The organism is Bradyrhizobium sp. USDA 4011, from assembly GCF_054063415.1.
In genome coordinates this window covers 8,453,803-8,478,878 of sequence record NZ_JBSSGG010000001.1, presented here as the reverse complement: position 1 = coordinate 8,478,878, position 25,076 = coordinate 8,453,803, and the positions used below count along the sequence as shown (strand labels likewise).

The following is a 25,076-nucleotide window of genomic DNA, read 5'->3' as shown; positions in this document are numbered from 1 at the left end:
GAATATGATGGACCATGAAAAGGTGAACATCCTTCTGGTCGATGACCAGCCGGCCAAGCTGCTAGCCTATGAGGTCATCCTGAAGGAGCTCGGCGAGACGCTCGTGGCCGCTTCGTCGGGCCGCGAGGCGTTGGAGTTCCTGCTCAAGAACGAAGTCGCGGTCATCCTGGTCGACGTCTGCATGCCCGAGCTCGACGGCTTCGAGCTCGCCGCGATGATCCGCGAGCATCCGCGCTTTCAAAAGACCGCGATGATTTTCATCTCGGCAATCCAGGTCAGCGACATCGACCGGCTGCGCGGCTACGAAATGGGCGCGGTCGATTACGTGCCGGTGCCGGTCGTGCCGGAAGTATTGCGCGCAAAAATCCGCGTGTTCGCCGAGCTCTACCGCAAGACGCGGCAACTCGAGCGCCTCAATGCCGAGCTCGAGGACCGGGTGCGCGCCCGCACCGCCGAGCTCGAGCAGTCAACCACACGGCTGGTCGAAAGCGAGGCGCGCCGCAGCATGGCGATTGCCGCGGGCAAGATGGGCTCCTGGGATTGGGATTGGGTCAACGGCGACTGGATGTGGGACGAGGGGCAATACAAGATATTCGGCGTCGATCCGAAATCCTTTGCGCTGACCTCCGACAATATCCAAAGGCTGTTTCATCCCGACGATCTCGAGAAACTCCGGCAGGGCTGGACTGGCTTCGGCAACGGCCGCACCTCCTATGAGGCCGAATTCCGCGTCGTGCGGCCGGACGGCGAGATCCGCTGGTGCGTTGGCACGGCTGCGGCGACCAGCGACAGGAACGGCAGGGTGGTGCGGGTCAGCGGCGTCACCGTCGACATCACCGATCGCAAGAAGGCCGAAGAACGGCAGAGCCTGTTGACCCGCGAAGTCGATCATCGCGCCAAGAACGCGCTCGCGCTGGCGCAATCGATCGTGCGCCTGACGCGTGCGCAGAACGTGACCGCCTATGTGCGGGCGGTCGAGGGCCGCATCACGGCGCTGGCGCGGGTTCACACCGTGCTGTCGCTGTCGAGCTGGCAGGGCGCCGAAATCCGGCGGCTGGTGACCGAGGAGATCGCACCTTATTCCGAGGCCGGGCAGATCCGGATCGCCGGCGGAGAGGTGCAGTTGCAGCCGGCGACCGCGCAGACGCTGGCGCTGGCGCTGCACGAGCTCGTCACCAACTCCGCCAAATATGGCAGCCTGTCGGTGTTGCCGGGCCGGCTCGCGATCACCTGGGAAGTGCACGGCGACACGCTGATCCTGGCCTGGGTGGAATCCGGCGGGCCCCCGGTGACCAAGCCGAAGCAGAAAGGCTTCGGCACACGAAGCGTCATCGCCAGCATCGAGACCCAGCTCGGCGGACGGGCCGATTTCGATTGGCGCGCCGAGGGCCTGATCTGCCGGCTCACGGTTCCTCTCAAGCCGCTTGTTGGAGACACGCCGGCGTTCCGCGAACCGACGACGGCCGAGCGCAAGCCCATGGTCAGTTCCGGGGCCGTGTAGTGCATGCTGCGGAGCGCTCGCCTGTGATGCGACGGCGCTTCCCAACGGCCATTGATACAGACGACATTGTGAATGCATCCTGCGCGCGAACTGCGCTATGAGCTGCGCGTCTGACAGGGACCTCGCGCGAGGAGCAAATGCGTAAGGCAAATCTTGCCGGCGTGAGCATTTCCGCCGTCATCCTCGCAGCGACCAGCATCGCGCGGTCGGGCGCTGAACCTGTGCTGAAGGGCGCGGAGGCCTTCGGCGACTGGCAGCGCGACAGACCGGGCACGGTGCGCCTGATCACGCCGCAGGACTTGCCCAAGCCGGGCGCAACGGCGTCCAGCAGCACCTCATCCCGCGTCGTGTCGCGCCCCGGATCGGCGGTGCCGCAGGTGCCGGCGGGCTTCAAGGTCGAGCTGTTTGCGAGCGGGCTCAGCGGTCCGCGGATCATCCGGACCGCGCCCAACGGCGATATCTTCGTGGTGGAAACCAGCTCCGGCCGCATCCGTGTCTTGCGCGGCGCCGACGGCGCCACCAAGCCGGCGACCAATGAGGTCTACGCAACCGGACTGAACCGGCCGTTCGGCATCGCGTTCTTTCCAAACGGCGACAATCCGCAATGGCTCTACGTCGCCAACACCGACAGCGTCGTGCGCTTTGCCTACCGCAACGGCGATCTCAAGGCGTCGGCAAAGCCCGAGAGGATCGTCGCCCAGCTGCCGCACGGCTACGCTCATTTCACGCGTGACATCGTGTTCACACTCGACGACAAGCGGATGCTGGTGTCGGTCGGCTCTGCCGGCAACGCTGGTGAGGGGCTGGGCAAGCCTCCCGAAGGTATAGAGGCCTGGAGTCGCGACCATGCACTCGGCGCGGCCTGGGGAGCCGAGACCGATCGCGCCGCTGTGCTGGCCTTCGATCCCGACGGCAAGAACCGGAAACTGTTCGCCACCGGTATCCGCAACTGCGTCGGACTTGCGATCCAGCCCGGCAGCGGCACGCCCTGGTGCTCGACCAACGAGCGCGACGGCCGCGGCGACAACCTCGTGCCCGACTATGTGACGCGTATCCGCGAGGGCGCGTTCTACGGCTGGCCCTGGTACTATATCGGCGCCAACGAAGACCCCGCGCATACCGGCGCGCGGCCCGATCTCAAGGACAAGGTGACTACTCCCGACGTGTTGTTGCAGGCGCACTCGGCCTCACTCGGCCTGACCTTCTATACCGGCAGCAGCTTTCCGGCCGAATATCGCGGCGATGCGTTTGCAGCCGAACACGGCTCGTGGAATCGCGCGAAGCGGACCGGCTACAAGGTCATTCGCATCAGGTTGAAGGACGGCGTGCCGACCGGCGAGTATGAAGATTTCGTCACCGGCTTTGTGATCGGCGATAACGAGGTCTGGGGCCGTCCGGTCGGTGTGGCCGTGGCGCACGACGGCGCATTGCTGGTCTCGGAAGACGGCAACGGCACGATCTGGCGCGTCAGCCACGACTAGCCGTTCGGACGGCAGCGGCTACCCCAGTCCGTCCTTGAGACCGTATTCCTCATAGATGGTCAGGGGATCGGTATCGGGAAACAACCGGCACTTGGCTTGCGCAAGATGCAGCGTGACGGCTCCGGCCTCACATCTCGCGGTCAGGAGCTTGCGGACGTCCTCCATATGCGCGCGCGGCTGATGCTTCGACGGCAACTGTTCGAGCGCGACCAGCGCGGTGGCCAGAGCTTCCGTGACCACCCAATCGTCGTGTCCGGTAATTCCCTTTCGCGGCATCACCACACCCTCCGTCGCACCGGCTGCGACATTGTAGCGCGAGAAGGGTGGGGGCTGTCATCAGCCAACATCCGCAGGGCGGGCAGGAACCGGTTGCCGCGGCCTGCCACGACGCGCCGCACGGAACCAGCGTGGCAGCGCGCGCAGGCAATGCCTACGCAGTTAGGCCGCCCGATGTTCGAACCCTGCTGTAATGGATCGTCGCCTGGACCGGGGTTGTCGGCAGCATGGTTCCTCGGCGATAGCGATCCGCTCGCCGAAATCGACCTGCAGATTGCAAGCCTTGCCGCGGCTGAACTCGACCGGATGGCGTAGGGTGCGCAGCGACTACGCCGCGGCGGCGCTGGCTCCGCTCAGCGACACACTCAAGATCCGCCATTTCGATATGTCGAAGAAGTAGGCGGCCTTGATACGCGCGGACGCGGGATCCGGCGCCTGAATCGCCGTGTGGAATTTCCGCTCCCCATCGCTCAGCGAAACCCGGAATGTCTGCATTGGTCGAACCTCCACGCGCGGATGCTGCGGCACGGACGGTTAACGTCAGGTTGCTGGCAGCGGTCCGGCGCAGCGCACGCGCGTCTCACGCGCTGCCGTTCTCACGTGAACCCCGCGGCAGCCGCACCATCGTGTCTTCTGCACCAACGACGCGTCCGTCCTGCGCTCTCAGCTCGAGGCGCCGCACCGGCAGTCCATTCTTTCGATCAACCAGCAGCACATGCGCTTCGTCGGGCTCGAAGAAGAAATCCTCACCCCACTGCCGGAGCGCGACAAGAAGCGGGAACAGCCCGCGTCCCTTTTCGGTCAGCACATATTCCTGATACGGGCTGCCGTCCGCCGCAGGCACAGTCTCCATGATTCCGTGCGCCAGCAGATTGCGGAGCCGGGCGGAGAGGATGTTCTTGGCAAGCCCGAGGCTCTTCTGAAATTCGCCGAACCGGCGCAGCCCGTCGAATGCATCGCGGACGATCAACAGCGACCACCAGTCGCCGATCGCATCGAGCGGCCGCGCCACGCCGCACATCGAGTCCCTGTGGCTCACTCGCTTCGCCATCGTGGTCCGCCTGACGCTCCTCAATCCACAATCTGATCGGGTGCGCGGCCCGAAAGACCGCCCCGTCGGGCTCGTGGTATATCGGTTGCAAAGTAAAACCACAAACGATACACGATGGTTTCAATCTAAAACCACCGGAGGCCTAGCCATGATCCAGTCCGACGCCACCTTCGACGGCACCTTTCCGTTCACGCCGCATTTCAGCGCGGCGCCAGGTTTCCGGATGCATTATGTCGACGAGGGCCCGCGGGACGGCGAGGTGGTGCTCTGCCTTCATGGCGAACCGACCTGGGGCTATCTGTTTCGCCATCTGGTGCCGGCCCTCAGCGCGACGCAGCGCGTGGTCGTTCCGGATCACATGGGGTTCGGCAAGAGCGCGACGCCGGCGCAGCGCAGCTATTGGCTGCAGGACCATGTCGACAATCTCGAAGCACTGGTCCTTGCGCTCGATCTCACCGACATCACGCTGGTCATGCATGACTTCGGCGGCCCCGTCGGCATGGGGTTCGCGGTCAGGCATCCGGATCGCATCCGCCGCATCATCTCGGCCAATGGGCCGACGCCGTTCGGGCAGAGCGATCTGTTCGAGCGCGTCACCGCCAATGCGCTAGCTTCGCCGTGGTTTCAATGGATCGCAAAGGCCGAGGCGAACGGGGAGCTCGAGCCGGTTCTCGGCCAACTCGGCTTCAACATCCTGAGCACGCTCAAGCTCAACGGCTTCGAGAACAACGCCGTCATCACCGACGCCTGGCTCGCCGCCTACGGCGCTCCCTTCGCTCGTCCGGCCGACTGCCTCGGCGCGATCGGATGGGCCAGGGGCTTTGCGACCGGTGCGCACAGGTTCGACGCGCCGGATCCCGCCGCCGACCGCGCGATCCGCAGCAGGCCGGCGCTCGCCATCTGGGGCGAGGCGGACCGCACCCTGCACGCAGAGCATTTCCTGCCGCTGTTTTCCGCGATCTTCCCGGCGGCACCGGTCAGGCGTCTTGCCGGCGTCGGGCATTACTGTCTGGAGGATGCCCCGGAGGAAATCGGCGGCCTGATCGCGGAGTTCATCCGGCAGACCTGACCGCGTTCCCGATCGCCTGCGCGGGGCAGGGCAGCGATGGCGCTGGTTAGGCGGCAGAGGGTTCGGGCGTTGATCAGGCCATGCCCTGCTCGCAGCAAACGAGCAGCACGGTCACGTTGCCACATCTCGATTGGCGTGTGGGTGGTTCAGCTCGCGCCCGCGATAATGACGAGGTTGTTGATGACGGGCGTCGAGCAAAACGCCACCACGAGGGCAATCCTGGAAAGGCTTTCGCTGCGCCAAAGCAACGCGATGACGAGGTACGTCAAACCCAGTTTCGGGATCAGCCACCAGGCACCGAACCAGGTCTGGGCCATCTCCATGAACGGATTAGCCTCGCCGAACCCGAGCTCCAAAATCCGGTTGGTGGTCGCGAGGTCGGCGCATCCAAGGAGCAGCACGGAGAGCAGCAGCAGTGCCTTGACCCAATTCATTTCAGCCTCTTGGTGCCCAGCGCCAGACTGGCAACGATCCCATCATTCAAGCTGATTCGTTAATTGTTGGTTTGGGCAGGAGATTCAACCGCGGCGCCAAGATGAGCTCCCAGCCAGTCAGCATACCGCTGCTCCGGTCACCCCCCTTGCATTTGCTCTAAACGACACCAGCGACCCTGATCGCCACTGGTTCGGCTCTCGCAAATCGTCTCCTTGCGTAGCCGATCAGCGGGGACTCGATCGTGCGCCAGGTGATCTCCGCCAAGACGCAGACAACTGGAAGCGCAAGGCAACCTGCAAGCGGACGGCCGAAGCCAAAGAACACGTCGTAGACGAGCATATGGAATAGATAGAGCGAATAGCATCTGCGTCCCGGCCATATGAACGGACGGAGCAATTCTGTCCGTTCCATGTTGGCGCCCAGCCACACAATCGCGCAGCATGCCAACGCTGCGACCGAGAGAAAGCCGTAGGGTTCAACCATGACCGCATACGCCACGTCGCAAAGCGGCGGCACGCAGGCCAGCATCATCCACACGGAGCGGGAACGGCAGTAGCCGCGCATGAAGCAGGCGAGGAGGACGCCGCCGAAAAGTTCATCGAGGCGGCCGGGCAGCAGAAACTGCCAGGAATGGTCCGGCAGATAGGCGTGAAAGAGCCAGCGCCAGACCGGTGCCAGCAGCACGCCTCCCCAAATGGTGCGGACCAGCCATTGGCGCGGCAGCCAGTAAATCAGGACGGGCAGGATCAGGTAGAACTGTTCTTCGATGGCCAGCGTCCAGGTGACGAAGGTCAGGTCAGGCTGAGGATAGCCGAACTCCAGCCACGGGATGGCCTGGATGAAGAGCAGGTAGTAGCCCCAGTGATCTGGCGGCACGAGCGCCAACAGCAGCCAATAGAGCGGCAAGATCCGAAATGCTCTCCGTCCATAGAAGGACGAGAAATAGCCCGGCTGTTCACGGCTATCCAACAGGATGCCGCCGATCAGGAAGCCGCTGAGAACGAAGAACAGATCAACGCCCAGCATGCCATATTTGAAACCGAAATAGTGACGAGCGATGACCAGCGAAATGGCCAGCCCCCTGAGCGCGTCCAGGGGTTCGGAACGGTCGGACTGACTCTTGCGTTCCGTGCTCATCGATCGCCGATGGCTGCAGTGCCCATCTTGCCCCGCCTTCAGGAGGAGCGGAAAGGCTCCCGCACCCGACAGCGGAGGGCAACCCGGGACTCTACGGAGAATTCCGGTGTTTGCTGAACGGTAATGCGCGGCTTCGGCGTCGTTTCCGTCGGGTGTGATTTGGCGGGAGGGGTGGGATTCGAACCCACGGTACCCTTGCGGGCACGCCGGTTTTCAAGACCGGTGCCTTAAACCACTCGGCCACCCTTCCAAACCAACAATCTCAAGTGCTTAGCGGTAGTCTCAGAGAGAACGAACCGCGAAATTGGCACCCGATTGGCACCTAACGCGCCAGCGCCGCATTGATCGCCGCCGCTGCCTTGCCGTCGTCGTTCCTAAACAAGTGGGCGTACACGCGCAAGGTGATGTCCGGCTTTGGGTGGCCGAGGCGCTTTGAGATGGTGACGATATCCACGCCGGCATCGATCAACTGGGATGCGTGGGTGTGCCGGAGATTGTGGAACCCCATGTCGGGCTGGAAGTCGCTCCAGGCCTTGCTGTAACGCTTCTGGGAAGGCAAGGCGCCGTCAAGGCATGCAAATAGCAGCGCATCGTCAGGAAGCTTTCCGGCGCCCAGCTTGAGCCGCAGCTCGAGGTGCTCTTTGCGGAAGTCGCGGAGGGTATCGACCAGGAGATCGGGCAGGGTGATGTCACGCCGGCCGGCCTTGGTCTTTGGAGCTTTGAGACGGACGCCATGGGCCTTGGTCTCCTCGATCGCCTCCCGGACCTCGATGACCTTTCTGTCGAGATCCAGCCGGCCCCATCGGAGGCCGAGCACCTCGCCAAGGCGCATGCCGGTGAACGTGAGACCATAGCCGGGACGAAAAGGCGGTGCCCGCGCAATGTTTCGATGAACGCCGGGACATCCTGGACGATTACCATTTCCTCGTCATCGACCTTAGGCGCCGACTCGATGGCGGCCACGTTTTTGATGACAAGCTCGTTCTTGGTAGCGTCGCGGAGTGCCTTCCCAAGAACACGGTGAGCATGACCGATCGTCCGCGGTGCGATGCCTCCCTTGCCGTCTGCTCGGCCGCCGTTGCGAAGAGCCGTGTGCCACTCCTCGATGTCGAGGGCGCGAAGCTTCTGTAGAAGCTTCAAACCGATGTGCGGCGCGATCTGATGTTCGGTCAGCTCTCTATAGCGCTCGGCGGTCCGGGCGCTGATCTCGCCCGAGGCTTCCCAATGGTCGACGCGGCCCCGCACCCATTCGGCGACCGTGATCTTGTTTGGCTCGACGTACTTCGCTTGACTGACTGACGCGATCAGTTCGGCAAGTTTGGTCTGCGCCTGGCGCTTGTTACCGCGGAAGGTATGGAATTGGGTCTTGCGCTTGCCGGTTTTTTCATCGCGGCCGGCGTCGAACTTCAGGCGCCACGAATCCTTGCCGCGCTGCTGAATGTGCCCTTTCATCTCGATCCCCGGTTTATGGCGAACTGATTCATCAGCCAATGAAACTGAAGGCTGCTGAGCATGTCCAACTCGCTTGTTCGCGCAATTAGTGAGGATTTCTCAGAGCTTGCCGCTCGCTTCTTCACTCGAAATGGCCGAAGGCATCCGCCATTACGGGAAGGAACGATTTCAAACCAGCCATCCACAAGGCCGGCGATACCGCGCGGGATCAGGCGCGGAGGTTCGAAGTGATGATAGATCGTCAGCAATTTCTTGAGATGTGGCGGCTGCTCGGGGAGCGCCTCTACATTCTCGCTAAGCCTGGCGCACCCTGATGCGGTTGCCGAGGCCTTCCTCCTCGAACGCGAGCGAAGTGGCTCGAAGGGACAGGAAGCCACGACGATCGAGGAAATCCGGCAGATCGGCGAAGCCGTAACGGCTGCCGCGGACCTCGTGCAATGCGCCGCCAAGCTGGTGCGAGATATCGCCGAATGGTGTGACGCGGAACAGGCTAAACAACAGCAGGAAGCGAGAAGTTCGTTGCAAGCGGCGACACCGGCTGGCAGTGCCTAATTCGGCCTCAGCAACCCTATCATTGCGGAGCCCTGAAACGAAAAGAGCCCGGCAGCCGTGAGGCCACCGGGCGGGACAGTTTTCCTATGCTGAAGTTGCGTGTTCAGCGAGTGACCCGTAGCATGGAACTACCGTGCGTTGAATCGCCCATTGGTGGTATTCACTGCCTGGGACGTCGAGTTCGCCGAAGGAAGGAGCGGCGCTCGCTGTGCTGGTCGCCGGCCTGCTGGACAAGCCGCTGCCGGATACTCTGCCCGATTGGGCGACTGCGTGGATCTGATCAAAAAGTACGCCGCCGGGCCCGAAATGGTTTGTCCCGGCGGCGCCCTGCTATTTTCCAGCGCTTGGGCCCTGAAATTCCCAGTTTCAATAGTCTAGCAAGCTCTCGGGCGGACAACTGTTGCCTGCCGCACACATAAACCTTGGAAGAAGAGCCGGCGCCAGGGCCCGTGCGCCAGCTCCTCCCGAAACGTGACCGTGCAAGTCCCCAATCGGTCCCGTCCCTAGAGAAGCCAGCGCCGATCTGGTTACTGATTTGCTAGCCGGCCCCCGTTTCGGGGATGCGCCCTTTGGAGTACGCCGTGAGACCCCGCAAGCATGCTACGACGTGGGATACAGTCCAGTACTGCCGCGGATGTACCGGCGCACTGCTGAACCGAGGCGGCCTGTTTACTGGCGCCCGCGCCCCCAGCAGACGGAATGACGGCCTCAGCGAGTCCCCACGCTGAGGCCGTTATCGGTTGGGGGTCAGTTTGATTGTGGCAGTGGGTGGCTCTGGGAGCCATTTTGCTTTCATGGGACAGTGGCTGAAAGTGGCGTTGATTGTTTTCGGCGTGTGCGCCGGATGGATGGTCGTTGGTTACTTGATCTTCGATGCTGATGACGACGACGTCGTCCACACCACCATGGCGCACAAATCGTATCGTACAAATGACCCCCAAACGCCCCCAGAGACCCTAACGACGGGCGGGTGTCAGAAGCGCCACCCAATAGTTGTCAGGAACCTAGTGGCAACGGCTGGAGTAGATACATGCTCCCTTTCAGGTGCCCATCCTCGACTGGGAGTTTTAGTGGCGACCTTGGCGCTCCCCGCGTCAGGGTCGCTTTTCATTTGCAGGGCCGTCGGTTCACACGCCGCGCCGGTTTTGTGCGCGACGCGGCCTAGGAACCTTTTGGTGTTTTTCTGCCTAGGAGATTTTGGGCCAACTTTCGTTTGTGGAGCTTGGAAAGATGACAAAGTCTGTCCGTCGCTGGACCGCCGATGACATCGAAAAGCTAAAAGGTATGGCGGGCAAATTACCCACCGCCAAAATCGCTGAGCAATTGGGCCGCGGTCCGATGTCGGTTGCAGTGAAGGCACACCAGCTCAAAGTCTCATTGCGAACCCGCGGCGACAGTTCTTCGACCAGGTCCTGATAGATTATGCCCGGCGGGCGTTTTCGTCCCTGAACTGGGGACACTGAAATCCCCAGCACCCTTAGAACTGCACGGACCGCGCCGCAGTCCGCGCTGAAGGGCGCAGGAACGAGTGACGATGTCGGGCGTAGTTTTGTTTGCTCCCGGCTTATCAGGCCCCCAAACCCAGGCTGGGAGCCCAGAGTGGCGACCCCGGCCCCCAACTGCCCCCCACACGCGCCGGGGGTCGTTTTTCATTGTGCAGCCGCCGGGTATCCCGCACTGCTTCAGCATCAAGTGTGCGTGAGATGTAAGGCCGTTCACATTTTAAAATCGCGAATAGGCCTAACGACCGGTAAGCCCCCGTGTCGGAGAATCGCGATGCCATCATTCAGCAGCGAAAGTTGGTCCGGAGTAGCCACCGCTTCGGTGGTCGGCATTCTCGTCGTCGCAGCGCTTGCCTTTGCGGTCGTTGGTTATGTGGAGTGGTCGTCGGACGCCAATCTAGCCCATTTCGTGAGCCGAACGACCGAGGTGGCCGAGGCCGCTCCAGCTCCGGTTCCGCCGCTCAAAGGGCGAACAGGTTGTCCGCAGGGCAACAAGGTGTTGCCTTCGACGCTTTCACAGTTGGACTGATGCTTTAAGCCGCGTTTGCTGACGACTTGCTGCGCAGCCATTGCGCGGCATTTGGCACCGGAATTGGCACCCAACTCAGTAAAACAGTCAGGGATGATCGGGTATCAACCGGACCCGACGACATTGAGAAACTCCAACAAAACAAGATAGTCTGGGACGGGAAGGGACTGGAGGGACAGCGAAAACTGTATTTCAAGACCGGTGCCTTAAACCACTCGGCCACCCTTCCGGATCATTCGGATCAGGCCCTTAGCGTAGGGCGACGCCGAACGCAACGCGAGCTTGGCGAGAACACCGGAGCGAAGTGGTCCGCTTGCTCGGTCTACCGGCAGCGAACCGTTTGAATTTGGGCGCGAGGACAAGCTGGCCTTCAGCCGATGCCATGGAGCCGAGGCCGCAGCAATTCGCCGCGGGTCACCGTCGCATGCGCGCACCACGGTTGACCACGACCATCGCCGTTGGCCACCATGAAGCCCATGAAGCGCGTCCTGTTCCTTTGCACCGGCAACTACTACCGCAGTCGATACGCAGAGGAGCTGTTCAATCATCTTGCCCGCGGCGAAAACCTGCCGTGGCGCGCCTCCTCGCGAGGCGCCGCAGAACGCGGCTCGCCAGACAATGTCGGCGCCATGTCGGTGTTTGCCGATGACCGGCTTCGCGCCAACGGCATCGTTCCGGAGGGCGCAGCGCGCTATCCGCAGCCATGTTCGTTGGCTGATTTCGACGGCGTGGACCTGGTGATCGCGCTCAAGGAGGCCGAGCACCGTCCGCTTATCGAGCGGCGCTTCCCCGAGGTCGCCGACAAGGTGACCTACTGGCATGTGCACGATATCGACGTTGCCCATCCCGCGGTTGCGCTGCCGATGCTCGACGAGCTCGTCCGCGAGCTGGTTTCATCGCTCAGGTAACAGGTTCGCTCTTCAGGAAGATCGCGAGCGCATATTCCGCCGAGAGTGCGAGCCTGCTGCTGATGCGTTCGAGGTCATCCACGGCGACGATTTCGAGGCGGCCTTCCGTGACCCTCAACCGGTCGATCGGCACGTCCCGCGCGAGGAACACCTCGCCGTGAAGGGTGCCGCCCGGCGTCGAATGATCCGGTCCGAAATAACGGCCGATCAGCTCGAAACGTTCGGGCGGCAGGTAATGGCCGATCTCCTCGTGGATTTCGCGCACCACGCATTCCAGGAAGGTCTCGCTGCCCTCGCGCCGCCCGCCAAACAGGCTGATCTTGCCGGGATCGGAAACGTGAGGAAGGTCGTCGCGCAGCTGCATCAGCAACCGGCCGTCCGTGCTGACCAGCAGCGCGGACGTTCCCTCTCGTACCCCGCCTGTCATTCGCGAATCCTCTCGCTGGAAACGTGGAGGATGCGTCAGGACTGGGTCTGGGAGAAGACGGCGGATCTGCCGTGCAGATCATAGCAGCCGAGCACTTGCTGGGTTGGTATCGCCAGCACGCCAAGGCTGAAGCCGGGGTTCGGGCGGCGAGAAATGAGGTGAGGGTAGCCGAAGCCTGTCGCATAGGCGCTGATGGCGCCAAGCACATCGCGTGTTCAGCCGAAAGCGAAGGCCAGCAGGCTCGAGCACAGCAGCACGAGGCTTGCCGCGGTCAGGGTTAGAAATCCGTCGGAGACCAAATCGTGATTACGCATGACACACCTGCCTTCAACCGATGCTCATCCGAATTGATTAAAGCTTTCCGAACATTCTCTCCTGGAAAGAGGTGACGCGTCTTTCCGCCTTCAACGCACTGTCAGGCCCGGTACCGATAGCCTTCCACGGCGTGCGCCAAGAAGATCGCCGCACTCACCAGGCCCATTACCGCCGTAACCGTCTCGATCATCGCAAACTTCCTATGCGCCCCACGTCCGCGAGAAAACGATTGCAGCCTTGCACAGTCAAAAAGATTCAATTGTCGGAATTGAAGATGCCCCCCGACTGATGATTTGCTGCAACAGTGTGTCTGATAGCGGGACAGGCGATGGCATTCTGCGCGGGAGGGAGGTCCGTAGAAGGACGGAGGAAGCGCAACAGACCATTCACCAAGGCGCCACCGCCCGATGGCTCTCCCCATTTCCGCCGTGTTCCGGTTGCGATATCTTCACCATCCGGTGCGGAGGTGGGCCGCACAGTGACAGAATCGATCCCGACGCCTCGGAGTAGGCGCGGGTCCGGGCAGAATGGTACTTGGGGCAGATGGGGATTAGACGGCCAGATTCGATGATCCGGACGGCGCGCGGCGCCGTTGCGGTGGCCACGTGCCTCGTCGTCGCCAATTGTGCCTCGTCGAACCAGTTCGCCAGCCGGGTCGATCCCAAATACGGCGTGTCCTCGAGCCCGCGCGTGGTGGCGTTCGGCGACCCCGTGCCGAAGGGCGGCGGCACCTACCGCATCGGCAAACCCTATGTCGTCGCCGGCCGCACCTATGTGCCGGAAGAGAATGTGAACTACCGCGCCGAGGGCCTGGCATCCTGGTATGGCGATGATTTCCACGGCCGCCTGACCGCCAATGGCGAGGTGTTCGACATGGGCTCGCTCACGGCCGCCCATCCGACCTTGCCGATGCCGAGCTACGCGCGCGTCACCAACCTGAGCAACGGCCGGTCGCTCGTCGTTCGCGTCAACGACCGCGGCCCATACCACGGCAATCGCCTCATCGATGTCTCGAACAAGGCCGCCGAACTGCTTGATTTCAAAGGCAATGGCGTCGCGCGCGTCCGCGTCGAATATGTCGGCCGGGCGCCGCTGGAAGGCTCCGACGACCGCCAGCTGATGGCGACCCTGCGCACCGGTACGCCGGCGCCGTCCCCGTCGATGGTCCGGGTTGCCTCGGCCCGGCCGTTTGTGCCGGAGATGTCGTCCTCGTCAGGCCGGGTCCGGGGCGATGTCCCGTTGCCCGAGGGGCGGCCCTACAGTCTCGGCAACACCCAGGCCGACTATGCCTCGGTCAACGCCACCTCGGAAATGTCGGCCTCGAGCCGGTCGCACCGCCGCGCGCCGAACAATCCGCACGAAGTCTCCTACGAGGGTGACGCGCGCTACGCCGCAACGCCGAGCGCGGCGGCCGCCTATGTGCCGATCGACGCGCGTGGACCGGCCGAGGTGCTGAGCGGGCGCGGGCTCTACTGAATCTAGCCGCTTGCTGAATCAAGTCGTGGCGAATCAAGCTTTTGGCCTGATCATTTCAGAAATGCGATCAGCGCCGCATTGACCTCGTCCGGGCGCTCCTGCTGGATCCAGTGGCCGGCGCCCTCGATGATCAGCTTCTGCCGCAGGTTCGGCAGCACGCGCTCCATGTCCGCAACCCGCTTGGCACCGATCAGCCCGGTAATCACCGAATCGTTCGAACCGGCGATGAACAGCGAGGGCTGATGGATCTGCGCATCCTGCCAGGGCGCGGTCAGCTCCCAATTGCGATCGAGATTGCGGTACCAGTTGAGGCCGCCGCGGAAGCCGGACTGCCGGTAGCCTTCGGCGAATTCGGCGATGTCGGCCTCGGTCAGCCAGGCCGGCAGCGGCATTCCGGTCGGCAGCTTGCCGAGGAAGCCCTTGGCTTCGTCGACGAACATCGAGCTCGGATCGGAGACGCCGCGCCCGAGCACCAGCCGCATGGTGTGGGCGACGTCGCGCTCGAACTCGGCCTCGGCCACGCCGGGCGGCTGAAAATATTGCCAATAGAAATTGGTGATGCCGCCCTCGCGCAGGGTCTCCAGCGGACGGCCGCGGCCACGGAACGGTGGCGGCACGCTGAGGCCGGCGACCTTGGTAAAGATATCAGGACGGAACAGGGCCGCGTGCCAGGCAACCGGCGCGCCCCAATCGTGACCGACGATCATGGCCTTCCGCTCGCCGAGTGCGGCCACCAGCGCGACCATGTCGCCGACCGTATCGAAGATCGTGTAGGCGCCGACATCGGCCGGCGCGGTGGTCCGGCCGAAGCCGCGCATGTCGGGGGCTGCGACCCGGAAGCCTGCCGCGGCGAGGGCTGCGATCTGGTGCCGCCATGAATAGGACAGCTCGGGCCAGCCATGGCAGAGCACGACCAGTGGGCCTTGCCCGGCCTCACGCACGAACATGTCGATGCCGTTGGCGGAAATGGTGCGGGAGGATGACATTCGCGTTTCCGCCTTGTTTGCCGGTTCTGCTGTCGTTAGCTGGTTCCAAGGATACGGGCGTTCGGCGCAGCCGGCAATCCAGCCGGCCGTGTACAAGCGGCGAAACCTCAGTTGTTTGCGATACTTCCAGCTGTTAGAACGCAGTCTTTCAGGACATCGCCGATGGCAGCCCAGACCGCAATTCCCCGCACGTTGTTCGCTCGCGCCGGGCGTTCTTGGCGTGGCCTGGTCGCGGCCGCGGTCGTGCTGGCGATCGGCTGTGGCGGGGTGGTCTATGCCGCCAACAACAGCGTCCAGGGCGCCAAGAAGGAAGATGGCGGGTTCGACGGCGATGCGCCGACCGCGATCCTGGTCGAGGCCTCCTCGGGGAGCGTGCTGTTCGAGAAGAACGCCGACGAGCTGCGCGCGCCCTCCAGCATGATGAAGCTGATGACGGCCGAGGTGGTGTTCGACGCCATCAAGAAGGGCGATATCAAGCTGTCGGACGAGTACCGGATCAGCGAGAACGCCTGGCGACGGGGCGGGGCGCCGTCGGGGACCTCGACGATGTTCGCGGCGATCAACAGCAAGGTCTCGGTCGACGACCTCCTGCACGGTGCGATTATCCCGAGCGGCAACGACGCCTGCATCGCGCTGGCCGAGGGCATCGCCGGCAACGAGCATACGTTTGCGACCGACTTCATGACCAAGCGCGCCCGCGAGCTCGGCATGACGAAGTCGACCTTCGGCAACTCCAACGGACTGCCGGATCCGGCCAACAAGATGACGGTGCGGGAACTCGCGATCCTGGCGCGCCACATCATCCTGACTTACCCGGACCGCTACAAGCTGTTCGGCGAGAAGGAATTCACCTGGAACAAGATCCGCCAGCAGAACCGCAACCCGCTGCTGAACGCTTTGCCCGGCGCCGACGGCCTGAAGACCGGCTACACCAAGGAAGGCGGCTACGGCATGGTCGGCTCGGCCGTGCAGAACGACACAAGGCTGATCGTCGTGGTCAATGGCCTCGAGGATTCCGAAGACCGCGCGACCGAAGCCAAGAAGATGCTGGAATGGGGGTTCCGCAACTTCGAGACCCGGGTCCTGATCGCGGCCAACCAGCCGGTCGGCTACGCCCGGGTGTTCGGCGGCGAGAGCCGCTCGGTCAAGCTGGTCAGCCCCGATCCGATCAAGGTGATGGTGTCGAAGAACGGCAACGACAAGCTGCTCGCGCGCGTCATCTATAGCGGCCCGGTCAAGGCGCCGATCGCCGCCGGCCAGCAGATCGGCGTCGTCCGGGTCTGGCGCGGCGCCAATGTCGCGGTGGAGACTCCGGTGTTTGCGGCGGATGCCGTCGGCACGGGATCGACGATGCGCCGCGCGCTCGACGGCGCCCAGGAGCTCGTGATCGGCATGTTCCGCGCAGGGGTCGAGAAGCTCTGACATGGCGGAAGCTGCAGTCCAACGACCGAGCTTGCGCGGTCGCTTCATCACCTTTGAGGGCGGCGAGGGATCGGGGAAATCGACCCAGATCCGCAAGCTCGCCGAACGGCTCGATGTCGCCAAGCTGCGCGCGATCGTGACCCGTGAGCCCGGCGGCTCGCCGGGAGCGGAGATCATCCGTCACCTGGTGCTGTCGGGGATGGGCAAGCTGCTCGGGCCGGAGGCCGAGACGCTGCTGTTTGCCGCCGCGCGCGACGACCATGTTCGCACCGTGATCCTGCCGGCGCTCAACCAGGGCATCTGGGTACTGTGCGATCGCTTCTTCGATTCCACGCGCGCCTATCAAGGCCAACTCGGGCAGGTATCGCCCGGCCTGGTCAATGCCATGCAGCGCGTCACCATCGGCGATCTCAAACCCGATCTCACCTTCATCCTCGATGTGCCGGTCGAGGTCGGGCTGCAGCGCGCCGCCCTGCGCCGCGGCAATGCCACGGCGGATCGCTTCGAGGCCGAGGGCATCAAGTTCCATCAGGATTTGCGCGATGCCTACCGCCGGATCGCGGCGGACGATCCACAGCGCTGCGTGCTGATCGACGCGACGGCAGATCCGGACACGGTGGCGGCGCGGATCTGGGCCGCGCTGCGCGAGCATCTGCGCGCAACGCTCACCGCAGACGGTCCCGTATGAGCGCACGCAAGGTCGAACAGGAGAACCCCGCTCGCCACCCGCGCGAAACCCCCGATCTGTTCGGGCATCGCGAGGCGGAGGCCGCACTGCTCGATGCCTATCGCAGCGGACGAATTCCGCATGCCTGGCTGATCGGCGGCGCGCAGGGCATCGGCAAGGCAACGCTGGCCTATCGCATGGCGCGATTCGTGCTCGCATTCCGCAACCCGAAGTCATCCCAGGTTCAGGCGGCGCCGACGCTGCGGGTCGATCCGTCCGATCCGGTGGCGCGCCAGATCACCGCGGGCGCCCATGGCGGGCTGCTGGTGCTGGAGCGCGGCCTCAACGACCGCGGCGTGATGCGCACCGTGATCACGGTCGACGAGACACGCGAGACGATCTCGTTCTTCGGCTCGACCGCGGCGGTCGACGGCTGGCGCGTCTGCATCGTCGACACGGTCGACGAGCTCAATCCCAATGCCGCCAACGCGCTCTTGAAAATCCTCGAAGAGCCGCCGCAGCAGTCGCTGTTCCTGCTGGTCAGCCACGCGCCGTCGCGGGTGCTGCCGACTATTCTGTCCCGCTGCCGCAAATTGCTGCTGCGGCCGCTGGAGACGAGCGACGTGGTCCGGGCGGCTGCAGCGGCAACCGACATCGAGGCTGACGATCCGGCGCTCGCGGAGGCAGCGGCGGCCTCCGAGGGCAGCGTCGGGCGGGCGCTGGCGCTGCTCGGTGGCGACGCGCTGAAACTGCAACAGCGTACGGCCGCGCTGCTGGCAACGCTTCCGAGCGTCGATCCGCGCGAACTGCACGCGCTGGGCGATGCGCTCGGCACCAGCGACCGCGTCGCGCTCGCCGCCTTCATCGACGGCATCGATCGCTGGATGAGCGAGCGCATGCGAACCGGTGACGCCAATGCCAATCTGCCGCGCCTTGCACGGCTGGCGGAGGTATGGGAAAAGATCGTCCGCGCCGCTCGCGATACCGAAGCCTACAATCTGGAGCGCAAGCCGCTGGTTTTCTCGGTGTTTTCGATGCTCGCGGACGCGACCCGGTAGACGCCAAGTCTGAAAACAATCAGTCTGACAACGCTCTCGTCCGAAAACACACTCGTCCGAAACACGTCAGTCTGACAACACTCCCGACAATCTCGTTTCGATCTGCAAAGGATTCCGTGGTGGCGACTGCTAAGAAAAAATCGTCGAAGAAGGCCAAGAAGACGAAGAAGGCATCGCCCGCCCGCGCGACCAGGAAAGCCACGGCGAAGTCGCGCGCTGCCAAGACCAAGAAGGGTGGGCGCGTCACCAAAAAGGCGAAGAAAGCCACCAAAGCCAAGGCGGGTGCCAAGAAGTCGACGGTAGAGAAGGTCGCCAAAAAGGCCGTCAAGAAAGCTGCGAAGAAGACCGCCAAGAAGGCTGCCACGAGGCCCACCAAGGCTCTGCCGGAGAAGGCAGCCGCTGCGGCCGTAGCTCCGGCTGCAAGGAAGCCCGCTGCGCCGAAAGCTCCCGCGGCCGAGAGGGCGCCGAAGGCGGCAACAGTCCGCGCGCCCAAACCCGCAGCGACGGCCGCTGCGCGCGCGCCGGTCTCAGCACCTGCCGCGGACCGCGGCAACGTCTACTACATCACGACCGCGATCGCGTATCCGAACGGTCAGCCGCATATCGGCCACGCCTATGAGGCGATCGCGACCGATGCGCTGGCGCGCTTCCAGCGGCTCGACGGCAAGGATGTGTTCTTCCTGACCGGCACCGACGAGCACGGACAGAAGATGATCCAGACCGCGCAGGGCGAGGGGATGACGCCGCACGATCTCGCCACCCGCAACGCTGCGCGGTTCAAGGAGATGGACGAGCGGCTGAACGTCTCGTTCGACCGCTTCATCCGCACGTCCGAACCTGCCCACCACAAATCGGTGCAGGAAATCTGGCGCCGCATGCAGGACAATGGCGACATCTATATCGACGCCTATGCCGGCTGGTACTCGGTGCGCGACGAGGCCTATTACGCCGAGGATGAGACAACAGTCGGCGAGGACAATGTCCGCCGTGGCCCGCAGGGCACCCCCGTCGAATGGGTCGAGGAGAAGAGCTATTTCTTCAGGCTGTCGGCCTACCAGGACAAGCTCTTGCACCTCTATGAGAGCCAGCCCGATTTCATCGGCCCGGATTCGCGCCGCAACGAGGTGATGAGCTTCGTGCGGGGCGGGCTGAAGGATCTTTCGATCTCGCGCACCACCTTCGACTGGGGCGTCAAGGTCCCCAACGATCCCGAGCATGTGATGTATGTCTGGGTCGATGCGCTGACCAACTACATCACCGGCGTCGGCTTTCCCGACGAGAGCGACAAGCACTGGCGCTACTGGCCGGCCGACGTGCACATCATCGGCAAGGACATCATCCGCTTCCACGCGGTGTACTGGCCGGCCTTCCTGATGTCGGCCGGCATCCCATTGCAGAGGCGCGTCTATGCGCACGGCTTCCTGTTCAATAGGGGCGAGAAGATGTCGAAGTCGGTCGGCAACGTGGTCGATCCCTTCAATCTGGCGAACCAATACGGCGTCGACCAGGTACGCTACTTCTTCCTGCGTGAGGTGCCGTTCGGCCAGGACGGCAACTACAACCACGAGGCCATCGTCGCGCGCATCAATGCCGACCTGGCCAACGATTTCGGCAATCTCGCCCAGCGTTCGCTGTCGATGATCGCCAAGCAGCTCGGCGGCGTGCTGCCGGAGCCCGGCGAGTTCAGCGACAACGACAGGGCGATCCTGGCACAGGCCGACGCCATGCTGGAGACATCGCGGACCGCGATGGCGACACAGCAGATCCATCAATGGCTCAACACGGTCTGGGCCGTGGTTGCCGAGGCCAACCGCTACTTTGCCGGCGAGGCGCCGTGGGCCTTGGCGAAGACCGATCCGGCGCGCCAGAAGACGGTGCTGTATGTCACCGCCGAAGTCGTGCGCCAGATCGCGATCATGGCTCTGGCCGTGATGCCGGAATCCTGCGGCAAGATGCTCGACAGCCTCGGCATATCAGCCGATGCGCGCAGCTTTGCCACCATCGCCGAGCGGATCAAGCCGGGTACGGTTCTGCCGGCGCCGGTCGGCGTGTTCCCGCGCTACGTGGAACCGAAGACTGAGTGAATGGTTCGAAAGTTATGCTGGTCGACAGTCACTGCCATCTGGACTTTCCTGATTTCGCCGACGATCTCGACGGGATCGTTGGACGCGCCGAAGCGGCCGGCATCGGCCGCATCGTTACGATCTCGACCCGGGTGAGGCGGCTCGGCGGCCTGCTTGCGATCACGGAGCGGTTTCCCGACGTCTACTGTTCGGTCGGCACCCATCCGCATCATGCCGACGAAGAGGACGGCATCCCGGCCAGCGAACTGATCGAGCTGACCAAGCACCCGAAAGTCGTGGCGCTCGGCGAGGCGGGGCTCGATTATTTCTATGAGCATGGTTCGCGCGAGGCGCAGGAGCGCGGCTTTCGCGCGCATATCGCTGCTGCGCGCGAAACCGGCTTGCCGCTCGTCATTCATACCCGGGAAGCCGACGAGGATTGCGGACGCATCCTGGAGGATGAGGTCGCGAAGGGCCCGTTCAAGGCCGTGCTGCACTGCTACACCGGCGGCCGCGAGCTCGCGATGAAGGCGATCGCGCTCGGGCTGTCGATCTCGTTCACGGGCATCCTGACCTTCAAGAAGTCGGACGCCCTGCGCGCGCTGGCCGCCGAGCTGCCGGCCGACCGCATCATGGTCGAGACCGATGCGCCGTATCTTGCGCCCGGAAAATTCCGCGGCAAGCGCAACGAGCCGTCCTATGTTGTCGAGGTCGCCAAGGTGCTCGCCGAAACCCGCGGCGTCTCGCTCGAAGAGATCTCGCGGCAGACCACTGAAAACTTCTTCCGGCTGTTCTCCAAGGTGCCGGCGCCGAAGGCTGCTGCATGACGCTGACACTGACCATCCTGGGCTGCGGCTCATCCGCCGGCGTGCCGCGTCCGGCGCTCGGCTGGGGCGCCTGTGATCCCAACAATCCCAGGAATCGCCGCCGCCGCTGCTCGATCATGGCCGAGCGCACCATGGAGCACGGCACCACGCGGGTCGTGATCGATACGTCGCCGGATCTGCGCGAGCAGTTGATCGACAGCGATGTCGAGCATATCGACGCGGTGTTCCTGACGCATGAGCATGCCGACCAGACCCACGGCATCGACGATCTGCGCTCGGTGGTGCTGCACCAGCGCCGCCGCATCCCGGTCTACTTCAACCAGTCGACCGCCAAGGACATCATGGCGCGGTTCTCCTACTGCTTCATCTCGCCGGAAGGCAGCGACTATCCGCCGATCCTGACCCGGCATTCGATCGAGGCCGGCGAGAGCCACACCGTCCAAGGGAAGGGCGGTCCGCTGAAGCTCGAGGCCTTCCTGGTGCAGCATGGCCAGATACCTGCGCTCGGCTACCGCATCGGAGACGCCGCCTACACGCCCGATCTGCACGACATTCCCGAGGCGAGCTGGCCGACGCTGGAAGGTCTCGATCTCTGGATCGTCGACGGCCTGCGCTATGCGCCGCATCCCAGCCATTTCAGCGTCGCCGACGCATTGTCGTGGATCGAGCGCTTCAAGCCGAAGCGCGCGGTCATCACCAACATGCATTCCGACCTCGACTACGAGGTGCTTCGGCAGAGCCTGCCGGCCGGAGTGATCCCGGCCTATGACGGCATGCGGCTGACGCTCGATCGGGCAGGCTGAAAACTCAATAGTCCTGAGCTGGCCGGACCTGGGCGCGCCTCCCGCGGACGCGCGGTTCCGCACGTCAGGGTGATCGACCGACACTGCAGTCGGCCATTGACCTTTTGCACATTGTCGATATTGTTATGATCATAACGAAATCGGGAGGCCTCAATGGCAGAAGCTTTGGCAGTGCGGGACTACTCCGACCGCACGCGATATGACGCGCTGATGGATGTCGTGAAGAACCGCCTGACGACCCGGGCGTTCGACGCCAGCTACGTGATGCCGTCGGAGCATTACGACATGATCCTGGAGGCCGCGCGGCACGCGCCGTCGGGCGCCAATGCGCAACCCTGGCACTTCATTGCCGTCACCGATCAGGACCTCAAGAACAGGATCACGGAATACTTCCGCGAGGAGCAGGTCGCACGCGCCCGGCTCAAGATGAAGTTTCCGACGCCCGATTATCGCGGCCTCGCGTCGGCCCCCGGCTTCATCGTCGTCGCCAGCGACTTCCGCTGGGTCAAGGCGTTTCCCGTGCTCAACGACGGCTCCGAGCTCGACAAGATGTACAAGGAGAATGCCGAACGCATCCTGCTGCAGAGCGTGGCGGCGGCGACGATGTCGGCGCATCTCGCGGCGGCCGCGCTCGGCTATAATGTCTGGTGGGTGACCGCGATCGGGCAGGAGAAGGCCCAGCAGGCGATGAAGCCGCTGCTCGGGATCCCCGATGAATTGTCCGTGCTCGACATCATGTGCTTCGGCCCGCCGGCCAAGCCGCCGTACAAGCGCTGGAAGAAGAGCCTTGCTGACATCAGCAACTGGAACAGGTTCGATGATCGGCACTTCATGACCGAAGCCCAGATCGACGAATGGGTGTCGACCACGCGCCACAAGGTGATGTACCGGGATGCCGAGAATGTCGACTAAAGCGGACGCGCCGGTCCGGCGCGTCGCGTCCGACTACCGGCTGGAGGACCAGGTCGGCTTCCTGCTGCGGCGGGCCTATCAGCGCGCCTCGTCGAACCTGGTCGACCGGATCGGATCCTACGACCTGACGGCGCCGCAATATGCGACCTTGGCCCGGCTCTACGAGCGCGGGGCGCTGTCGCAGAACCTGCTCGGCCGGCTGGTCGCGATGGAGCCGGCCAATATCCGTGACGTCGTGCTGCGGCTGAAGAAGCGGCGCCTGGTCGCGACCCGGCGCGACCCGACCGACAAGCGGCTGATCCTGATCGATCTGACCGCGGCCGGCGTGGCGCTGGTCGAGCAGCTGATCCCGATCGAGATCGAATGCACCGCGACCACGCTGGCGCCGCTCAAGGCCGACCAGAAACAACTGCTGTACGAATTGCTCGGCCGCCTTGCAGAGGGCTGAGCCGGCGCCACATACTCGCTGTCGTCCCGGGCTTGACCCGGGACCCTTCGCCGGGACGACAGCGTCTATGAGGCAAGAGTGCACTGCACGACACTGAAGGCGGCTTCTGCTCAGGCCGTAATCGCCTTGGCCGATCCGACCTGGTTGCGCAGCAGGAATTTCTGGATCTTGCCGGTCGAGGTCTTCGGGATCACGCCGAACACCACCGACTTCGGCGTCTTGAAGCCCGACATATGCTCGCGGCAATAGGCGATGATCTCGGCCTCGGTCGCCTTGGCGCCGTCCTTCAGCTCGATGAACGCGCAGGGCACTTCGCCCCATTTCGGATCGGGTTTTGCGACGACCGCCGCAAACAGCACGGCCGGGTGCTTGTAGAGGATGTCCTCGACCTCGACCGAAGAGACGTTCTCGCCGCCGGAGATGATGATGTCCTTGGAGCGGTCCTTGATGATGACGTAGCCGTGCTCATCGAGCACGCCGAGATCGCCTGTGTGAAACCAGCCGCCGGCAAACGCTTCGTGCGTCGCCTTCTCGTTCTTCAGATAGCCCTTCATCACGATGTTGCCGCGGAACATGACCTCGCCGATGGTCTCGCCGTCGCGCGGCACCTCGCGCATGGTCTCGGGGTCGAGCACGGTGACGCCTTCCTGCAGCGGGTAGGCCACGCCCTGGCGTCGCTTCAGCTGCGCGCGCTGATCGGCCGACAGCGCATCCCAGCCCGGCTGCTCGGCGCAGACGGAGGCGGGCCCATAGACTTCGGTCAGTCCATAGACATGGGTCAGCTTGATGCCGATGCGCTCGGCACCTTCGAGCACCGCAACCGGCGGCGCGGCACCAGCGATCAGGCCGACGACGGGCTTCGCCTTGCCGCCCTTCGGCGCGTCGGGCGCGTTGATCAGCGTGTTGTAGACGATCGGCGCGCCGCACATGTGGGTGACGCCGTGTTTCGGGATCAGCTCGAAGATTTTTACCGGATCGACCTTGCGCAAGCAGACATTGACGCCGGCGGTCGCCGCGATCGTCCAGGGGAAGCACCAGCCGTTGCAGTGAAACATCGGCAGCGTCCAGAGATAGACCGGATGCTGGCCGAGATTGCCGGCGAGGATGTTGCTGACGGCGTTGAGATAAGCGCCGCGGTGATGCGTCACGACGCCCTTCGGATTGCCTGTCGTGCCCGACGTGTAGCTCAGCGCGATCGCATCCCATTCGTCGGCCGGCGGCCGCTCCACGAATGCGGGGTCGCCTGAGGCGACCGCCGCCTCATACTCGATCTCGCCGATCCGCTTGCCGCCGCTGAAGGCGGCATCGTCAACGTCGATCACGAACGGCCTTGCGCCCTTCATCAGGGTCAGGGCTTCCGCGATCACGCCGGAGAATTCGGGGTCGACCAGGATGATCCTGGCGCCGCCATGATCGAGCTGGAACGCGATCGACGCCGCATCGAGGCGGATGTTCAGCGCATTCAGCACCGCGCCGGTCATCGGCACCGCGAAGTGCAACTCGTTCATCGCCGGGATGTTCGGCAGCATCGCCGCGACCGTGTCGCCATGGCCGATGCCGTGGCCTGCAAGATAAGACGCAAAGCGCTTGCAGCGTTCGTAGGTCTCTTTCCAGGTGAAGCTGCGGCCCTCATAGACCGCGCTGACATGGTCGGGATAGACCGCGGCCGAGCGGGCCAGGAAGCTCAGCGGCGTCAGCGGCACGTAATTGGCGGGCGTCTTGTCCAGCCCGATCGAGTACTGGTTTTGAGCTGCACTCATGGCTCTATCCAATCCGCTA

The 25,076-nt window shown here is 63.8% G+C and carries 27 protein-coding genes and 1 tRNA gene; 17 read left to right on the top strand and 11 right to left on the bottom strand.

The features are described 5' to 3' along the window. Positions 1–7 precede the first annotated feature (7 nt). Both ACVW1C_RS40320 and ACVW1C_RS40315 read left to right on the top strand, forming a co-directional pair. Positions 8–1,501, top strand: a complete 1,494-nt coding sequence (locus tag ACVW1C_RS40320) for a sensor histidine kinase (protein WP_456763295.1) — start codon at positions 8–10, stop codon at positions 1,499–1,501. A 137-nt stretch (positions 1,502–1,638) separates the two neighbouring features. Continuing rightward, positions 1,639–2,982 carry a PQQ-dependent sugar dehydrogenase gene (locus ACVW1C_RS40315; RefSeq protein WP_456762962.1) on the top strand — a complete coding sequence of 448 codons (1,344 nt, stop codon included), beginning with the start codon at positions 1,639–1,641 and terminating at the stop codon, positions 2,980–2,982. 18 nt (positions 2,983–3,000) lie between these two features. Here the strand turns inward: ACVW1C_RS40315 and ACVW1C_RS40310 are convergent, their stop codons facing one another. From ACVW1C_RS40310 to ACVW1C_RS40300, 3 genes are all read right to left on the bottom strand, one after another. After that, the gene (locus tag ACVW1C_RS40310) at positions 3,001–3,258 is read right to left on the bottom strand and encodes a hypothetical protein (RefSeq protein ID WP_092114459.1); all 258 of its coding nucleotides are present in this window, start codon (positions 3,256–3,258) and stop codon (positions 3,001–3,003) included. Between the two features lie 327 nt (positions 3,259–3,585). Continuing rightward, positions 3,586–3,753: a hypothetical protein gene (locus ACVW1C_RS40305; RefSeq protein WP_375783051.1), complete on the bottom strand. Its 168-nt coding sequence runs from the start codon at positions 3,751–3,753 to the stop codon at positions 3,586–3,588. 85 nt (positions 3,754–3,838) lie between these two features. Next, a complete protein-coding gene (locus tag ACVW1C_RS40300) occupies positions 3,839–4,309 on the bottom strand; it encodes a winged helix-turn-helix transcriptional regulator (protein WP_456762961.1) in 471 nt (156 codons plus the stop codon). 148 nt (positions 4,310–4,457) lie between these two features. Between ACVW1C_RS40300 and ACVW1C_RS40295 the strand changes: the two genes are divergently transcribed. Next, positions 4,458–5,378 carry an alpha/beta fold hydrolase gene (locus ACVW1C_RS40295; protein WP_456762960.1) on the top strand — a complete coding sequence of 307 codons (921 nt, stop codon included), beginning with the start codon at positions 4,458–4,460 and terminating at the stop codon, positions 5,376–5,378. A 146-nt stretch (positions 5,379–5,524) separates the two neighbouring features. On the opposite strand, the gene ACVW1C_RS40290 is transcribed toward ACVW1C_RS40295, so the two are convergent. The 4 genes from ACVW1C_RS40290 to ACVW1C_RS40275 form a co-directional block, all read right to left on the bottom strand. Beyond that, a complete protein-coding gene (locus ACVW1C_RS40290) occupies positions 5,525–5,812 on the bottom strand; it encodes a DUF5658 family protein (protein WP_456762959.1) in 288 nt (95 codons plus the stop codon). 157 nt (positions 5,813–5,969) lie between these two features. Beyond that, positions 5,970–6,950 carry an acyltransferase family protein gene (locus ACVW1C_RS40285; protein WP_456762958.1) on the bottom strand — a complete coding sequence of 327 codons (981 nt, stop codon included), beginning with the start codon at positions 6,948–6,950 and terminating at the stop codon, positions 5,970–5,972. Positions 6,951–7,110: 160 nt separating this feature from the next. After that, positions 7,111–7,200: transfer RNA gene (locus tag ACVW1C_RS40280), tRNA-Ser, on the bottom strand. Between the two features lie 72 nt (positions 7,201–7,272). Continuing rightward, positions 7,273–7,782, bottom strand: a complete 510-nt coding sequence (locus tag ACVW1C_RS40275) for a site-specific integrase (RefSeq protein WP_456762957.1) — start codon at positions 7,780–7,782, stop codon at positions 7,273–7,275. A 38-nt stretch (positions 7,783–7,820) separates the two neighbouring features. Between ACVW1C_RS40275 and ACVW1C_RS40270 the strand changes: the two genes are divergently transcribed. After that, on the top strand, positions 7,821–8,081 hold the full coding sequence (locus tag ACVW1C_RS40270) for a hypothetical protein (RefSeq protein WP_456762956.1): 261 nt from the start codon (positions 7,821–7,823) through the stop codon (positions 8,079–8,081). A gap of 222 nt (positions 8,082–8,303) precedes the next feature. Beyond that, positions 8,304–8,429 (top strand): hypothetical protein, encoded by a 126-nt coding sequence (locus tag ACVW1C_RS40265; RefSeq protein ID WP_456762955.1) that lies wholly within the window; start codon positions 8,304–8,306, stop codon positions 8,427–8,429. Between the two features lie 267 nt (positions 8,430–8,696). Here the strand turns inward: ACVW1C_RS40265 and ACVW1C_RS40260 are convergent, their stop codons facing one another. Then, entirely contained in the window at positions 8,697–8,927 is a 231-nt protein-coding gene (locus ACVW1C_RS40260; RefSeq protein ID WP_456762954.1) for a hypothetical protein, read from the bottom strand. A gap of 1,257 nt (positions 8,928–10,184) precedes the next feature. On the opposite strand from ACVW1C_RS40260, the gene ACVW1C_RS40255 reads away from it, so the two are divergent. From ACVW1C_RS40255 to ACVW1C_RS40245, 3 genes are all read left to right on the top strand, one after another. Beyond that, positions 10,185–10,370 (top strand): hypothetical protein, encoded by a 186-nt coding sequence (locus tag ACVW1C_RS40255; RefSeq protein ID WP_456762953.1) that lies wholly within the window; start codon positions 10,185–10,187, stop codon positions 10,368–10,370. 360 nt (positions 10,371–10,730) lie between these two features. Further along, positions 10,731–10,985: a hypothetical protein gene (locus tag ACVW1C_RS40250; protein ID WP_456762952.1), complete on the top strand. Its 255-nt coding sequence runs from the start codon at positions 10,731–10,733 to the stop codon at positions 10,983–10,985. A 467-nt stretch (positions 10,986–11,452) separates the two neighbouring features. Continuing rightward, a complete protein-coding gene (locus ACVW1C_RS40245) occupies positions 11,453–11,893 on the top strand; it encodes an arsenate reductase/protein-tyrosine-phosphatase family protein (protein ID WP_456763294.1) in 441 nt (146 codons plus the stop codon). On the opposite strand, the gene ACVW1C_RS40240 is transcribed toward ACVW1C_RS40245, so the two are convergent. Then, on the bottom strand, positions 11,886–12,320 hold the full coding sequence (locus ACVW1C_RS40240; protein ID WP_456762951.1) for an NUDIX domain-containing protein: 435 nt from the start codon (positions 12,318–12,320) through the stop codon (positions 11,886–11,888). The genes ACVW1C_RS40245 and ACVW1C_RS40240 overlap by 8 nt on opposite strands. An 858-nt stretch (positions 12,321–13,178) precedes the next feature. Between ACVW1C_RS40240 and ACVW1C_RS40235 the strand changes: the two genes are divergently transcribed. Continuing rightward, positions 13,179–14,111 carry a septal ring lytic transglycosylase RlpA family protein gene (locus tag ACVW1C_RS40235; RefSeq protein WP_456762950.1) on the top strand — a complete coding sequence of 311 codons (933 nt, stop codon included), beginning with the start codon at positions 13,179–13,181 and terminating at the stop codon, positions 14,109–14,111. A 50-nt stretch (positions 14,112–14,161) separates the two neighbouring features. On the opposite strand, the gene ACVW1C_RS40230 is transcribed toward ACVW1C_RS40235, so the two are convergent. Beyond that, positions 14,162–15,097, bottom strand: coding sequence for an alpha/beta fold hydrolase (locus ACVW1C_RS40230; RefSeq protein ID WP_456762949.1), 936 nt, complete (start codon positions 15,095–15,097; stop codon positions 14,162–14,164). 162 nt (positions 15,098–15,259) lie between these two features. Here ACVW1C_RS40230 and ACVW1C_RS40225 point away from each other — a divergent pair, with 162 nt between their 5' ends. The 8 genes from ACVW1C_RS40225 to ACVW1C_RS40190 all read left to right on the top strand — a co-directional run bounded on the left by ACVW1C_RS40225 (position 15,260) and on the right by ACVW1C_RS40190 (position 23,297). Then, on the top strand, positions 15,260–16,519 hold the full coding sequence (locus ACVW1C_RS40225; RefSeq protein WP_456762948.1) for a D-alanyl-D-alanine carboxypeptidase family protein: 1,260 nt from the start codon (positions 15,260–15,262) through the stop codon (positions 16,517–16,519). A gap of 1 nt (position 16,520) precedes the next feature. Beyond that, positions 16,521–17,207 (top strand): dTMP kinase, encoded by a 687-nt coding sequence (gene tmk / locus ACVW1C_RS40220; RefSeq protein WP_456762947.1) that lies wholly within the window; start codon positions 16,521–16,523, stop codon positions 17,205–17,207. Next, the gene (locus ACVW1C_RS40215; protein ID WP_456762946.1) at positions 17,204–18,244 is read left to right on the top strand and encodes a DNA polymerase III subunit delta'; all 1,041 of its coding nucleotides are present in this window, start codon (positions 17,204–17,206) and stop codon (positions 18,242–18,244) included. Before tmk ends, ACVW1C_RS40215 begins: the two co-directional genes overlap by 4 nt. A gap of 119 nt (positions 18,245–18,363) precedes the next feature. Further along, complete coding sequence (gene metG / locus ACVW1C_RS40210) at positions 18,364–20,328, top strand: methionine--tRNA ligase (protein ID WP_456762945.1); 1,965 nt, start codon at positions 18,364–18,366, stop codon at positions 20,326–20,328. Between the two features lie 14 nt (positions 20,329–20,342). Then, positions 20,343–21,134 carry a TatD family hydrolase gene (locus tag ACVW1C_RS40205; RefSeq protein ID WP_456763293.1) on the top strand — a complete coding sequence of 264 codons (792 nt, stop codon included), beginning with the start codon at positions 20,343–20,345 and terminating at the stop codon, positions 21,132–21,134. Next, positions 21,131–21,937, top strand: coding sequence for an MBL fold metallo-hydrolase (locus ACVW1C_RS40200; RefSeq protein WP_456762944.1), 807 nt, complete (start codon positions 21,131–21,133; stop codon positions 21,935–21,937). Before ACVW1C_RS40205 ends, ACVW1C_RS40200 begins: the two co-directional genes overlap by 4 nt. A gap of 153 nt (positions 21,938–22,090) precedes the next feature. Then, the gene (locus tag ACVW1C_RS40195; RefSeq protein ID WP_456762943.1) at positions 22,091–22,849 is read left to right on the top strand and encodes a nitroreductase family protein; all 759 of its coding nucleotides are present in this window, start codon (positions 22,091–22,093) and stop codon (positions 22,847–22,849) included. After that, entirely contained in the window at positions 22,839–23,297 is a 459-nt protein-coding gene (locus ACVW1C_RS40190) for a MarR family winged helix-turn-helix transcriptional regulator (protein ID WP_456762942.1), read from the top strand. The genes ACVW1C_RS40195 and ACVW1C_RS40190 overlap by 11 nt, the downstream gene beginning before the upstream one ends. Before the next feature lie 110 nt (positions 23,298–23,407). Here the strand turns inward: ACVW1C_RS40190 and ACVW1C_RS40185 are convergent, their stop codons facing one another. Further along, positions 23,408–25,057, bottom strand: a complete 1,650-nt coding sequence (locus ACVW1C_RS40185) for an acyl-CoA synthetase (RefSeq protein WP_456762941.1) — start codon at positions 25,055–25,057, stop codon at positions 23,408–23,410. Between the last annotated feature and the right edge of the window lie 19 nt (positions 25,058–25,076).